Annotated in this window: 13 protein-coding genes; 6 read left to right on the forward strand and 7 right to left on the reverse strand. The window is 67.9% G+C overall.

Annotation, left to right across the window (positions count from 1 at the left end; all coding sequences use genetic code 11):
- Positions 1-7: 7 nt before the first annotated feature.
- The 5 genes from ACZ43N_RS11585 to pknB all read left to right on the forward strand — a co-directional run bounded on the left by ACZ43N_RS11585 (position 8) and on the right by pknB (position 7,308).
- The gene (locus ACZ43N_RS11585; RefSeq protein WP_468096835.1) at positions 8-529 is read left to right on the forward strand and encodes an FHA domain-containing protein FhaB/FipA; all 522 of its coding nucleotides are present in this window, start codon (positions 8-10) and stop codon (positions 527-529) included.
- A 128-nt stretch (positions 530-657) separates the two neighbouring features.
- On the forward strand, positions 658-2,190 hold the full coding sequence (locus ACZ43N_RS11590; RefSeq protein WP_468096837.1) for a Stp1/IreP family PP2C-type Ser/Thr phosphatase: 1,533 nt from the start codon (positions 658-660) through the stop codon (positions 2,188-2,190).
- 27 nt (positions 2,191-2,217) lie between these two features.
- Positions 2,218-3,657, forward strand: coding sequence for an FtsW/RodA/SpoVE family cell cycle protein (locus ACZ43N_RS11595; RefSeq protein WP_468096838.1), 1,440 nt, complete (start codon positions 2,218-2,220; stop codon positions 3,655-3,657).
- Complete coding sequence (locus ACZ43N_RS11600) at positions 3,654-5,126, forward strand: peptidoglycan D,D-transpeptidase FtsI family protein (protein ID WP_468096839.1); 1,473 nt, start codon at positions 3,654-3,656, stop codon at positions 5,124-5,126. Before ACZ43N_RS11595 ends, ACZ43N_RS11600 begins: the two co-directional genes overlap by 4 nt.
- Before the next feature lie 169 nt (positions 5,127-5,295).
- Positions 5,296-7,308: a Stk1 family PASTA domain-containing Ser/Thr kinase gene (gene pknB / locus ACZ43N_RS11605; protein ID WP_468096841.1), complete on the forward strand. Its 2,013-nt coding sequence runs from the start codon at positions 5,296-5,298 to the stop codon at positions 7,306-7,308.
- A 106-nt stretch (positions 7,309-7,414) separates the two neighbouring features.
- On the opposite strand, the gene ACZ43N_RS11610 is transcribed toward pknB, so the two are convergent.
- From ACZ43N_RS11610 to ACZ43N_RS11635, 6 genes are read right to left on the reverse strand one after another with little or no spacing between them, the layout of a single operon-like run.
- The gene (locus ACZ43N_RS11610) at positions 7,415-8,158 is read right to left on the reverse strand and encodes a class E sortase (protein ID WP_468096843.1); all 744 of its coding nucleotides are present in this window, start codon (positions 8,156-8,158) and stop codon (positions 7,415-7,417) included.
- 25 nt (positions 8,159-8,183) lie between these two features.
- The gene (locus ACZ43N_RS11615; RefSeq protein WP_468096845.1) at positions 8,184-9,476 is read right to left on the reverse strand and encodes a class E sortase; all 1,293 of its coding nucleotides are present in this window, start codon (positions 9,474-9,476) and stop codon (positions 8,184-8,186) included.
- A complete protein-coding gene (locus tag ACZ43N_RS11620; RefSeq protein WP_468096847.1) occupies positions 9,473-10,123 on the reverse strand; it encodes an aminodeoxychorismate/anthranilate synthase component II in 651 nt (216 codons plus the stop codon). The genes ACZ43N_RS11615 and ACZ43N_RS11620 overlap by 4 nt, the downstream gene beginning before the upstream one ends.
- Positions 10,120-10,281, reverse strand: coding sequence for a hypothetical protein (locus tag ACZ43N_RS11625; protein ID WP_468096848.1), 162 nt, complete (start codon positions 10,279-10,281; stop codon positions 10,120-10,122). The genes ACZ43N_RS11620 and ACZ43N_RS11625 overlap by 4 nt, the downstream gene beginning before the upstream one ends.
- A 53-nt stretch (positions 10,282-10,334) precedes the next feature.
- Positions 10,335-11,021: a class E sortase gene (locus ACZ43N_RS11630; RefSeq protein ID WP_468096850.1), complete on the reverse strand. Its 687-nt coding sequence runs from the start codon at positions 11,019-11,021 to the stop codon at positions 10,335-10,337.
- A gap of 33 nt (positions 11,022-11,054) precedes the next feature.
- Complete coding sequence (locus ACZ43N_RS11635) at positions 11,055-11,900, reverse strand: DUF881 domain-containing protein (RefSeq protein ID WP_468096851.1); 846 nt, start codon at positions 11,898-11,900, stop codon at positions 11,055-11,057.
- A 141-nt stretch (positions 11,901-12,041) separates the two neighbouring features.
- On the opposite strand from ACZ43N_RS11635, the gene crgA reads away from it, so the two are divergent.
- Positions 12,042-12,296: a cell division protein CrgA gene (crgA, locus tag ACZ43N_RS11640; RefSeq protein ID WP_468096853.1), complete on the forward strand. Its 255-nt coding sequence runs from the start codon at positions 12,042-12,044 to the stop codon at positions 12,294-12,296.
- Positions 12,297-12,596: 300 nt separating this feature from the next.
- Here the strand turns inward: crgA and ACZ43N_RS11645 are convergent, their stop codons facing one another.
- Positions 12,597-13,490: a rhomboid family intramembrane serine protease gene (locus ACZ43N_RS11645; protein ID WP_468096855.1), complete on the reverse strand. Its 894-nt coding sequence runs from the start codon at positions 13,488-13,490 to the stop codon at positions 12,597-12,599.
- Between the last annotated feature and the right edge of the window lie 81 nt (positions 13,491-13,571).

A 13,571-nucleotide genomic window follows, 5' to 3' on the forward strand; every position in this document is an offset into this window, starting at 1 on the left:
GGGGGCAATGTCAGAGCTGACCCTCACGGTCATGCGGCTGGGGTTCCTGGCCGTACTGTGGCTGTTCGTGATCGTGGCCGTGCAGGTCATCCGCAGCGACCTGTTCGGTACGCGCGTCACCCAGCGGGGGTCGCGCCGGGAGAGCGCGCGGCCGCAGACCGCCGCCCGGCAGGCCGCGCCCCCGCAGCAACGCGGCCAGCAGCCCGCCGCCGGCGGCGGCCGCCGCGGGCGTAACGCCCCGACCAAGCTCGTCGTCAGCGAGGGCACGCTGACGGGGACGACCGTCGCGCTGCAGGGCCAGACCATCACCCTGGGCCGTGCGCACGACTCGACGATCGTGCTGGACGACGACTACGCCTCCAGCCGGCATGCCCGGATCTACCCGGACCGCGACGGCCAGTGGATCGTCGAGGACCTGGGGTCCACCAACGGCACGTATCTCGACCGGAACCGACTGACGACCCCCACGCCGATTCCGCTGGGCGCGCCGATCCGCATCGGCAAGACCGTCATCGAGCTGCGGAAGTAGTGCTACATCATGAATGAGCGCGAGCGGAGCGAGCACGCAGCGGCGGTCCCCACCCAGGGCCCCGGCGCGCTCCCGACCGGAGGGTGGGCACCGTGCGGATGTACCCGGAGCCGACGGGCGAGGTGCGCATGAGTCTGTCACTGCGCTTCGCCGCCGGATCGCACAAAGGCATGATCCGTGAGGGCAACGAGGACTCCGGCTACGCCGGCCCGCGGCTGCTCGCGATCGCCGACGGCATGGGCGGCCAGGCCGCCGGCGAGGTCGCCTCCTCCGAGGTGATCTCCACCCTCGTCACACTCGACGACGACATCCCCGGCTCCGACATCCTGACCTCCCTCGGCACCGCCGTGCAGCGCGCCAACGAACAACTGCGCGCCATGGTCGAGGAGGACCCCCAGCTGGAGGGCATGGGCACCACGCTCACCGCCCTCCTGTGGACCGGCCAGCGGCTCGGTCTCGTCCATGTCGGCGACTCCCGCGCGTACCTCCTTCGCGACGGCGTCCTCACCCAGATCACCCAGGACCACACCTGGGTGCAGCGTCTGGTCGACGAGGGCCGCATCACCGAGGAAGAGGCCACGACCCACCCGCAGCGCTCCTTGCTGATGCGCGCGCTGGGCAGCGGCGACCACGTCGAGCCCGACCTCTCCATCCGTGAGGTCCGCGCCGGCGACCGGTACCTGATCTGCTCCGACGGCCTGTCCGGTGTCGTGTCCCACCAGACGATGGAGGACACCCTCGCCAGCTACCAGGGCCCCGAGGAGACCGTCCAGCAGCTGATCGAGCTCGCGCTGCGCGGCGGCGGCCCGGACAACATCACGGTCATCGTCGCCGACGTCCTCGACCTCGACACGGGCGACACCCTCGCCGGGCAGCTCCACGACACCCCGGTCGTGGTGGGCGCGGTCGCCGAGAACCAGCTCCATCTCCACGACAACGGCATCATGCAGACCCCCGCCGGCCGCGCCTCCGGGCTCGGCCGCCAGGGGCACGGGCAGGGCGGTGGCGGCGAGTTCGGCCCGCCCGGCTCCGGCGACACCACCGGGTACCTGCCGGCGACGGGCAGCTTCGGGAACTACTCCGACACCGACTTCGTCAAGCCACGCAAGCAGGGCAGGTGGCTCAAGAGATCCTTCTTCGGCATCCTCACCCTCGCCGTGCTCGGCGGGGGCCTTTACGGCGGGTACCGCTGGACGCAGACGCAGTACTACGTCGGCGCCAACGACGACCATGTCGCTCTGTACCGCGGCATCAGCCAGGACCTGGCCTGGATCTCGCTCTCGAAGGTGGAGAAGGACCACCCCGAGATCGAACTCAAGTACCTGCCGCCGTACCAGCAGAAGCTCGTCGAGGCCACGATCGCCGAGGGCGGTCTGGACAACGCCACGAAGAAGATCGACGAACTGGCCACCCAGGCGTCGGCGTGCAAGAAGAACGCCGAGCGCCGCGAGGCGGCGGACAAGAACGCCAAGACCGGCGAGGGCGAGGCCGGGGGCGTCACGGGAACCACAAAGAGCTCCCTCACGTCCAAGGCCACACCGTCCCCGACGTCGACGCCATCGACGTCCCCGAGCCCGACCCAGTCCACACCCACACCGTCAGCCGGCCCCAGCCTCTCGGAGGAGGAGCAGAAGCTGGTCTCGCGGTGCGGTGAGCAGTAGGCAAGCCGCGAGGGGCCCAGTCACACGATGAGCAGTACTACCAACACGTCGACGCAGCACACGTCCACGATCGGCGCGATCGGCGCGCCGAGCCGCCGCAACACCGAACTGGCGTTGCTGGCTTTCGCGGTCGTCATTCCGGTGTTCGCCTACGCCAACGTGGGGCTCGCACTCAACGACGAGGTACCGGCCGGGCTGGCCGCCTACGGCATCGGCCTCGGGGTATTGGCCGGCATCGGCCACCTCGTCGTCCGCAAGTTCGCGCCGTACGCCGACCCGCTGATGCTGCCGTTGGCCACCCTGCTGAACGGGCTGGGGCTGGTGGCGATCTGGCGACTGGACCAGTCGAAACTGCTCCAGCAGATCGGACAGGCCGGCGGCAAGGCGACCAATCAACTGGTCTACACAGCGATGGGCATCGCGCTCCTCATCGCCGTACTGATCTTCCTCAAGGATCACCGCACCCTCCAGCGCTACACCTACATCTCCATGGTCGGCGCGCTGGTCCTCCTGCTGCTCCCTCTGGTGCCGGGCCTCGGCGCGGAACTCACCTACGGCGCCAAGATCTGGATCCAGGTCGGCAGCTTCACCATCCAGCCCGGCGAGTTCGCCAAGATCGTGCTGGCGGTCTTCTTCGCCGGCTACCTGATGGTGAAGCGCGACGCGCTCGCGTTGGCCAGCCGCCGCTTCATTGGCCTCTACCTCCCGCGCGGACGCGACCTCGGGCCCATCATCGTCGTCTGGGCGATCTCGATCCTCATCCTGGTCTTCGAGACCGACCTCGGTACCTCGCTGCTGTTCTTCGGCATGTTCGTGATCATGCTGTACGTCGCGACCGAGCGGACCAGCTGGATCGTCTTCGGTCTGCTGATGTCCGCGGCAGGCGCGGTGGGTGTGGCTTCGTTCGAGATCCACGTGCAGCAGCGTGTGCAGGCCTGGCTGGACCCCATGGGCGAGTGGGAGCTCTCCAAGACCGTCGCCGGCCATTCCGCGCAGTCCATGGAGGCCCTTTGGGCCTTCGGTTCCGGCGGCACCCTCGGCACCGGCTGGGGCCAGGGCCACTCCGAGCTCATCCGCTTCGCCGCGAACTCCGACTTCATCCTCGCCACCTTCGGTGAGGAGCTGGGACTGAGCGGCGTGATGGCGATCTTGCTGATCTACGGTCTGATCGTGGAGCGCGGCATCAGGACCGCCCTCGCCGCCCGCGACCCGTTCGGCAAGCTGCTCGCCGTCGGTCTGTCCGGCGCGTTCGCCCTCCAGGTCTTCGTTGTCGCCGGCGGTGTGATGGGCCTCATCCCTCTGACCGGTATGACGATGCCATTCATGGCCTACGGCGGTTCCTCGGTCATCGCCAACTGGGCACTCATCGGCATCCTGATCAGAATCAGCGACACCGCGCGTCGGCCCGCGCCGGCGCCCGCACCGAACCCCGACGCCGAGATGACCCAGGTGGTCCGCCCGTCATGAACAAGCCCCTGCGCCGCATCGCGATCTTCTGTGGGCTCCTGGTCCTCGCCCTGCTCATCCGCAGCAACTGGCTCCAGTACGTCCAGGCGGACTCCCTCGCCACCGACAAGAACAACCGTCGCGTCGCCATCGAGCGCTACGCCACGGCTCGCGGGGACATCATCGTCGACGGCAAGGCCATCACGGGGTCCGTCGCTTCCGAAGGGCTCGACTTCAAGTACAAGCGCACCTGGAAGAACGGCGAGATGTGGGCCCCCGTCACCGGCTACTCCTCGCAGATCGTCGGGGCCACACAGCTGGAGAACCTCGAGGACGGCATCCTCACCGGCAACGACGACCGGCTCTTCTTCCGGAACACGCTGGACATGATCACCGGCAAGAAGAAGGAGGGCGGCAACGTCGTCACCACCCTCAACGCCGCCGCCCAGAAGGCCGCCTTCAAGGGCCTCGGCAACAAGAAGGGCGCCGTCGCCGCGATCGACCCGAAGACCGGCGCCATCCTCGCCCTGGCCTCCACGCCGTCCTACGACCCGTCGACCTTCGCCGGCATCAGCAAGAAGGACAGCGAGGCCTTCTCGAAGCTGGAGAAGGACAAGGACAAGCCGATGCTGAACCGGGCGCTGCGCGAGACCTACCCTCCGGGCTCCACGTTCAAGGTGGTCACGGCCGCTGCCGCGCTGGAGAACGGCGTCGTCGACGGCATCGACAAGGCCACGGACACCCCGGACCCGTACCAGCTGCCCGGCACGAAGACCGACCTCACCAACCAGCACGGCAAGTGTGAGAACGCCACCCTGCGCGAGGCCCTGAAGGTCTCCTGCAACACCGTCTTCGCCAAGCTCAGCCACAGCGTCACCAACGAGAAGATGATCGAGCAGTCGGAGAAGTTCGGCTTCAACGAGGCCGAGCTGGACATCCCGGTCCGCGCCGCGGAGAGCGTCTACCCCGTGGACAACGCACCGCAGAACGCGCTCGACGGCATCGGCCAGGGCTCCAACCGCGCCACCCCCCTCCAGATGGCCATGGTCTCCGCGGCCATCGCGAACGACGGCGAGCTGATGAAGCCGTACATGGTCGACCAGCTGCGTGCCTCCAACCTCGACGTCATCGAGGCGCACGACCCCGAGCCGCTCTCCCAGGCCGTCTCGCCGGAGACCGCCCAGAAGCTGCAGGAGATGATGGAGACCGTGGTCAACGACCCGGGCGGCACCGGTGCTGCGGCCAAGATCGCCGCGGAGGGCGTCACCGTCGGCGGCAAGACCGGCACCGCCCAGCACGGCGTCGACAACAAGGAGCTTCCGTACGCCTGGTTCATCTCCTACGCCAAGCTCAGCGACGGCAGCTCGCCGGTGGCCGTGGCCGTGGTCGTGGAGGACGGCAGCGCCAACCGCGGTGAGATCTCCGGCGGTGGTCTCGCCGCCCCGATCGCGAAGAGCGTGATGCAGGCAGTGATCAACAGCAAGAAGTGACCCCGCTCACGTCACCTCCACATCGGTGCACGTTGCGATACCGGTCCTGTATCGGGTGACGCGGTTGGCCAGGTCATGAAAGGCGAGCCGGGTACCGTATGCCCGGAGCACAGCCGCCGGACCACACAAAGGTGCGGTCGGGACCGACGGAGAGGGCTGGTAGGAAGCTATGGAAGAGCCGCGTCGCCTCGGCGGCCGGTACGAGCTGGGCCAGGTGCTCGGCCGTGGTGGCATGGCGGAGGTCTACCTCGCGATGGACACCCGCCTCGGCCGCACCGTGGCGGTGAAGACGCTGCGAGCGGACCTCGCGCGCGACCCCACCTTCCAGGCCCGGTTCCGCCGGGAGGCCCAGTCGGCCGCCTCGCTCAACCACCCCGCGATCGTGGCGGTCTACGACACGGGCGAGGACTACATCGACGGGGTCTCGATCCCGTACATCGTCATGGAGTACGTCGAGGGCTCCACCCTCCGTGAGCTTCTCCACAGCGGCCGCAAGCTGCTGCCGGAGCGCGCCATGGAGATGACCATCGGCATCCTCCAGGGACTGGAGTACGCCCACCGCAACGGCATCGTCCACCGTGACATCAAGCCGGCCAACGTCATGCTGACGCGCAACGGCCAGGTCAAGGTGATGGACTTCGGTATCGCCCGCGCCATGGGCGACTCCGGCATGACGATGACGCAGACGTCCGCCGTCATCGGCACCGCCCAGTACCTCTCCCCCGAGCAGGCCAAGGGCGAGCAGGTGGACGCCCGGTCCGACCTGTACTCCACGGGCTGCCTCCTCTACGAGCTCCTGACGGTCCGTCCCCCGTTCGTCGGCGACTCCCCCGTGGCGGTCGCCTACCAGCACGTACGGGAGGAGCCGCAGCCCCCGAGCGTCTTCGACCCGGAGATCACGCCGGAGATGGACGCCATCGTCCTGCGTGCCCTGGTCAAGGACCCGGACTACCGCTACCAGTCCGCCGACGAGATGCGCGCCGACATCGAGGCCTGCCTCGACGGCCAGCCCGTCGCGGCCACCGCAGCCATGGGCTCGGTCGGCTATGGCGGCTACCCGGACGACCAGGGGACCACCGCCCTGCGCTCCCAGGACGCCGGCGCCACCACGATGCTGCCCCCGATGAACGGGGACGACGGCTACGGCTATGACGACCGCCAGGGCCGCCGCCGCCAGCAGAAGAAGAACAACACCTCCACGATCCTCCTGGTCGTCGCGGGTGTGCTGGTGCTGGTGGGCGCGATCCTCATCGGACGGTGGATGTTCACCGGCGGGGGTGCGGGCAACGACACCCTCAAGGCCCCGAACTTCATCGGTCAGACGGAGAAGGAGGCCAGGCAGTCGGCGACCAACGTCGACCTCAAGGTCACGACCACCCAGGCCGCGTGCGAGAACCAGAAGACGGGCAACGTCTGCAGGCAGGATCCCGCCGCCGGAGCTTCCGTTAAGAAGGGCGACACCATCGCCCTGGTGATCTCGACGGGCGCACCGAAGGTCTCCGTCCCCGATGTCACAGGGATCCAGTTCAGCGACGCCAAGGCCCAGCTGGAGGAAAAGGGCTTCCAGGTCGAGCGGAAGAACGAGGAGTCCGACCGCAAGCCCGGCGTCGTGATCAGCCAGGACCCCGACAGCGGTAAGCGCGAGAAGGGCTCCACGATCACGCTGACGGTGGCCAAGGAGGCGGAGAAGTCCGTCGTGCCCACCGTCACCGGCCGGAGCTGCGACGACGCCAAGGCCCAGATGGAGGCCAACGGCCTCGTCGGCACCTGCACCGATGTGGAGACCGACGACGACAACCTCGTCGGCAAGGTCATCGCCACCAACCCCGAGGCGGGCACCGAGCTCAACCCGGGCGACACGGTGACCATCCAGATCGGCAAGAAGGCCGAGGAGAAGAAGTCCAAGGTCCCGAACGTGGTCGGCCAGACCGTGGGCCAGGCGAAGCAGATCCTGCAGCAGAACGGCTTCACCAACATCCAGTTCGCCCCGGGCAGTGACCAGAGTGACACCGCGCTGGTCACCGATCAGGACCCGGACGGCGGCAGGGACGTGGTGCCGGGCCAGACGACGATCACCCTCGCCTCCGTGAGCTTCGGCGGCAACAACAACGGCGGCAATGACAACGGGGGCAACAACGGCGGCTTCTTCGGAGGTCTCACCGGCGCCCGGTTCGAGGACTGATCACCACCTCGTCCCGCACGAAGACCGATGCCCGGCCCCTCTCAAGAGGGGCCGGGCATCGGTCTTTCCGGACTGCTCGCCCGGTCCACGACCGGCGCACGGGCCGCTAGCGCAGTTCCTTCGGCGGGGTGCGTTCCGCGTTCACCCGTTCCACTCGCTCCAGCTCGCCCCACACGATGTACCGGTGGCGGGAGGTGTAGACGGGAGTGCAGGTGGTGAGAGTGATGTACTTGCCGGCCTTCTTCCTGCCGGACTCCCTGGGGATGCTCGACAGGACCTTGACGTTGTACTTCGACGTCTCGGAGAGGGTTTCGTAGACCTTGTAGACGTACCAGTTGTCGCGGGTCTCGAAGACGATCGGATCGCCCTTCTCGAGCTTGTCGATGTTGTGGAACTTGGCGCCGTGGCCGTCGCGGTGGGCGGCGAGGGCGAAGTTGCCGTTCTTGCCCGAGGTGGGGAGGGTCGCCTTGAGCGGGCTCGTGTAGTAGCCGGCGACACCGCCGTTGAGGACCTTGGCCGAGGTGCCCTTCTTGACCAGGACCTCGTCGTTCTCCATGGCCGGCACATGCAGGAAGCCGATGCCGTCCTTGGTGTCCAGGGCGCCCGGGCGTTCGTCCGCCGCCGCCCAGTTGTCGCGGACCTTGTCGGCTTCCTCGCCGGCCTCGCGGTCGGCCAGGACGTTCGTCCACCACAGCGAGTAGACGACGAACAGGCCCAGCACCACGCCCGCGGTGATGAGGAGCTCACCGAAGACACTGACCGCCATCGCGATCCGTCCCATGCGACGACGCTTCGGCGCGGTCTCGGACGTTTCCGTCTGCTCTTCGGTCTCGTCGGTGGTCACTGCCACAGTTCATCCGCCCTTGGTCGAGCCCCTACTGGACGAGCGCGTCGGGCTTCCCCTTGCTGCGCGGCCGTTCCTCCACCATCTTGCCCCACACGATCATGCGGTACTTGCTGGTGAACTCCGGGGTGCACGTGGTGAGCGTGATGTAGCGGCCCGGTCCGGTGAATCCCGAGCCCGGGGGCACCGGATCCAGCACACTGATGTTTGACGGCGCCGTCACCGGCAGGATCGAGGCCATGTCGTAGACGTAGTACGTGTCCTGGGTCTCCACGACAATCGGGTCGCCCGGCTTGAGCCGATTGATGTACCGGAACGGTTCTCCGTGGGTGTTGCGGTGTCCCGCGACCCCGAAGTTGCCCGTCTTGTCCTGGGGCATGGCCGTCTTGGTGCTGTTCTCGTCGTAGTGTCCGACCATCCCGCGGTCCAGGACCTTCGACTTGCTGATGCCCTCGGCGATCGGCACGACCACGTCGAGCTTCGGAATGTGCAGGATGGCGAAGCCCTGCCCGGGCTCGAACGCCCCCGGCGCGCGCTTGCCGCTCTTCCACTCCTCCTGAAGGCTCGTCGCCTCGCGGCCGGCCTGCTGCTGGGCCAGGATGTTCGACCACCAGAGCTGGTAGGTCACGAACAGCAGCATCAGCACGCCGGTGGTGATGAACACCTCGCCGATCGCCCGGCTCGCGACCACGGCCATGCTGGGCTTGCGCGCCCGCGCGGCCCGCCGGGCCTCGACACGGGAGAGAGGCGTCGGCGCCTCTCCAGCCGCGCCTAAGGGCTTGTCGAGCCCCTGAGCGGCCCCGGGGCCCGTACGGGCTCCCGGGGACCCTCCGTGCCTCCCGTGCCGTCTCGCGGCCTTACGGCGCGCGGCACGGCCCCCCGGAGCGGGCGGCGTGGGTATCGCCTCGGCCTCCGCGGCCAGGCGCCGGGCCTCCTCCACCCGGAGGGCCACCGTCTCCTCGTCGATCGGCGGGTGCTCCTGGGCGGTGTCGACCATGAGGTGCTCGTGCACGGCCGGTTCATAGGCGGTGGGCCGTGCCGTCTCGTAGGCGGGCGGTTCGTAGCTCTCGTACGGCTCTCCGTAGGGCGTCCTCGGGTGCGGTTGGTACGAGGGCTCCGCATGGTCCCGTCGGCTGTACCAGTCGCCCTGGGCGTAATCCATGTCCTGGGCCTGGGCCTGCGGCTGCGGCGGGACGTACCACTGCTGGGGCGGCTGGGCCGGGGGCTGGGTGCGGAAGTCCTCCGCCTCGAACGACTCGGCGCCCCCGTACGCGGCCTCGCCGCCGTAGGGGGCACTTTCACGCTCGGGGCGCAGGGCTGTCACGCCGTGGCCCTGCCCACCACCGGGGCGAGCCCCGCCGACCTCGCCACCGCCCCTTCGTCCCCGCATTCCACCAGCCAGTTGGCCAGCATGCGGTGGCCGTGCTCGGTGAGCACCGACTCGGGGTGGAACTGCACGCCCTCGACCGGCAGTTCACGGTGCCTGAGCCCCATGATGATCCCGTCGTGCGTGCGAGCCGTGACCTCCAGCTCGACCGGCACGGTCCGGGGCTCCGCGGCCAGCGAGTGGTAGCGGGTCGCGGTGAAGGGGGTCGGCAGGCCCGCGAAGACGCCCTTGCCCTCGTGCTCCACCAGCGACGTCTTGCCGTGCAACAGCTCGGGAGCCCGGTCGACGACACCTCCGTAGGCCACCTGCATGGACTGCATGCCGAGGCAGACACCGAAGACGGGCACCCCGGTCCCGGCGCAGTGACGGACCATGTCGACGCAGACGCCGGCCTCCTCGGGGGTGCCCGGTCCGGGGGACAGCAGGACACCGTCGAAGCCGTCCTCGGCGTGGGCGGTCGCCACCTCGTCGTTGCGCAGCACCTCGCACTCCGCGCCCAGCTGGTACAGGTACTGGACCAGGTTGAAGACGAAGCTGTCGTAGTTGTCGACGACGAGGATGCGGGCGGGTCGGGCGGCACTCACTGGTCGTTCACCGTCACATCGTTGAAGGGCAGCAGGGGTTCCGCCCAGGGAAAGACGTACTGGAAGAGGACGTAGACGACGGCCAGGGCGAGCACGATGGAGAGCAGCGCCTTCACCCATGCATTGCCGGGCAGATGCCGCCAGATCCAGCCGTACATGCCGTCCCTTCCTTCACACCACGGCACCGGACTCACGCCGTACCGCCACCAGACTAACGGCGTAGTGCCTCAGGTTTCCCTGACTCCACAGGCTTCATGGATTCGAGATGGCCCCACACGATGAGCCGATGACTGTGGCCCCACTCAGGGTCACAGGTCGTCAACGTGAGGTAGCGGCCCGCGCGCGTGTAGCCGGAGCTCTCCGGTACGGGGTCGATGACCTGGACATCCGTGGGCAAGGTCCGATGGGGCCCCTTGTCGATGACGTAGGTGAACCACTGGGCGCCGTCGGTCAGGACCACCGCGTCACCGGGGCGCAGCTTGGGAAAGTCTTTGAAGGGATCGCCGTAGGTACGGCGGTGGCCCGCGACCGCGAAGTTTCCCTTCTGTCCCAGCTGAGCGGTGTTCGCGTAATGTCCGAGCCCCTTCTTCAAGGTGCTCGTCCTGGTGCCCTCCAGAACGGGCTTGTTCCACGTGAAACCAAGACGCGGGATGTACATGAGGGCGAAGGGCGTGGCGTCCTCGTACGGCGCGGGCCGCTTCGGGGCGGCCGTGGTCCCCGGAGCGGAAGTCGGCCGCACCGGTTGCCTCGCCCACTGGTCCTGGAGCAGGTCGACCTGGCGGTCCATCTCGGTGTCGGCCTTCACTCCCGTCCAGAAGAGCACATAGACGACGAAGAGCACGATCACGGTGCCGACGGTGATGCAGAGTTCGCTGACGGTCCTGACGATCACACGCACCGACACAGGTCCCCCGGCCGCCGTTACGGGCTTCTACTCCACGGGCTTCGCGTACTGCAGATCCACTGTGCCCGAGTAACCGGGAAGAGTCACCGGGCCGTCCTCGGTGACTTTCCAGCCGAGTCCGTAGACGTTGACGTACACCATGTAGTTCTGGATCGCCTTGCTCTCGGCCAGCGCCTTCTGGAGCTTCTCGGGGTCGCCGACAGCCTGGATCTTGTACGGGGGTGAGTAGACGCGGCCCTGGAGGATCAGGGTGTTGCCGACGCACCGCACCGCGCTGGTGGAGATGAGCCGCTGGTCCATGACCTTGATCCCCTTGGCGCCGCCCAGCCACAGGGCGTTCACCACCGCTTGCAGGTCCTGCTGGTGGATGACCAGGTAGTCAGGCTGCGGCTCGGGGTAGCCGGGGAGCTTGGCGGTGGCGTCCGGCGGGGCGTCGTTGAGGGTGACGGTGATGGCGTCGCCCTTGAGCTTCTGGGTGCCGGCGTTCTTCTCCAGCGCGGTGAGCCGTGCGTCGTCGGCCTCGGTGCTGCCGTCGTCCCGCTCGGCGAGGGCCTCCACGTCGTCCCGGAGCACCGCGTTCGACTCGTCGAGCTGCCCGTTCTTGTGGCTGCGCTCCTGGATCAGGTCGGAGAGCTTGAGCAACGAGGCGTCCGTACGGATATTCGTGCCCTTGGCCGTGTCGAAGCTGGTGAAGAAGATGAGCCCGGCGAGGGCGAAGACCCCCACGGTGAGCACGCGCGCGGGCCGGAAACCGCCCCGGGCGGAAGCGTCACCGGTCGCCGGGGACGAGGCGCCGTCCGGTTCGATGGCCCCGGAACCCGTCCCGGAGGAGTTGCCGGAACCGGCCTCGGGGGAGTCGGCTGAATTGCTCAACGTACCCTTATCTCCTTAGGCGGCGCGGAAGCACTACGCTAACGGACGCCCGGGGGAGCATTCAGTGTCCCCTTGTACGCTGCCCCGGAGCCCGCCCCATTCCCTGCGCGGCCACGCAGCGCATCGACAGGAGAGACCCTCGTGCCGAAGTCACGTATCCGCAAGAAGGCCGACTACACGCCGCCGCCGTCGAAGCAGGCCACTGCCATCAAGCTGAACAGCCGTGGCTGGGTGGCTCCCGTCATGCTGGCCATGTTCCTCATCGGCCTGGCCTGGATCGTCCTCTTCTATGTGACCGACGGCTCGCTGCCCATCGACTCCCTGGGCAACTGGAACATCGTGGTGGGCTTCGGCTTCATCGCCGCCGGATTCGGTGTCTCGACCCAGTGGAAGTAGCAGTTTCCACGCCGTGTGACTAGCCCTCCCCAGAGCTATCCACGGAGTTATCCACAGGCGTTGTCCACAGTGGGGAAAAAGAACGACGATCTGTGGATAACTCATCGGGCGTTGACGCCGGTATGACTGATCCACCGACACCCGAAAGCATGTTCGCCCCCTGCCTGACCTGCAGAAACGCAGGTGAGCGGCAGGGGGCACACCTGTTCCCGCACCCTATGCACAAGATCCGCCACAGTCTGTGGACAACAGTGCTGAAGCGAGAGGCGCCAGGCCCGCCCACGGACGTTTCAGGGCTGGTCAGGTGAGCTGTGCCGTCCTGACCAGGGTCATGATCACCACGGCGGCCAGGACGAGGGCACACACCCCGAACTGGATCAGGGCCCGCCGCTCGCGGGGAGCGTGCACCATCGCGTAGCCGACCACGACACCGCCGACGAGGCCGCCCACATGGGCCTGCCAGGAGATGTTGAAGAACGGGCTGAACGTAAAGATCAGGTTGATCACCAGCAGGATGACCAGCGGGCGCATGTCGTAGTTGAGGTGCCGCATGAGAACACCGGTGGCGCCGAAGAGACCGAAGATCGCGCCGGACGCACCGAGGGACGATTGGTTCGGAGCGGCGAGCAGGTAGGTGAGGGCACTGCCCGCAAGGCCGGAGACGAAGTAGAGCGTCAGATAGCGGGCGCGGCCCAGGGCCGCCTCCAGGGGGCCGCCGATCCACCAGAGGCTGAGCATGTTGAACAGGATGTGTGTGACGCCACCGTGCAGGAACATCGACGTGACCATCCGGTACCACTGGCCTTCGGCGACGCCCTGGAGCGAGGTGCCGAACTCCGGGTCCCAGAACCGCGCGACGAGGAAGAACCGGTCGGTGAAGCGGTCGCCCAGCGACATCTGCACCAGGAACAGCAGCAGGTTCGCGCCGATCAGGATCTTGGTGAGAAGGCGGGGATCCGCGCTGACCGTGCCGCCCGCGAGAGTGCGGGGCTGGGAGGCGGAGGGCGCATGGCCCGTACCCGAGCCGTTGCGGACGCATTCGGGGCACTGGAAGCCGACGGAGGCGCTCACCATGCACTCGGGGCAGATCGGGCGCTCACAGCGGGTGCAGCGGATGCCTGTCTCGCGCTCCGGGTGCCGGTAGCAGGTGGGCAGGCTCTGCGCGTCCTGCGGGCTGCTCGGCACCTGGTCCATCGGGTCCCCTCCGTCTCGTGTGTGGAACGCATCGGCCCCGCCCATCCTTACGGATGAGCGGGGCGAATGGTTCCCTTAGGG

This window comes from Streptomyces sp. NPDC030814 (assembly GCF_055572155.1).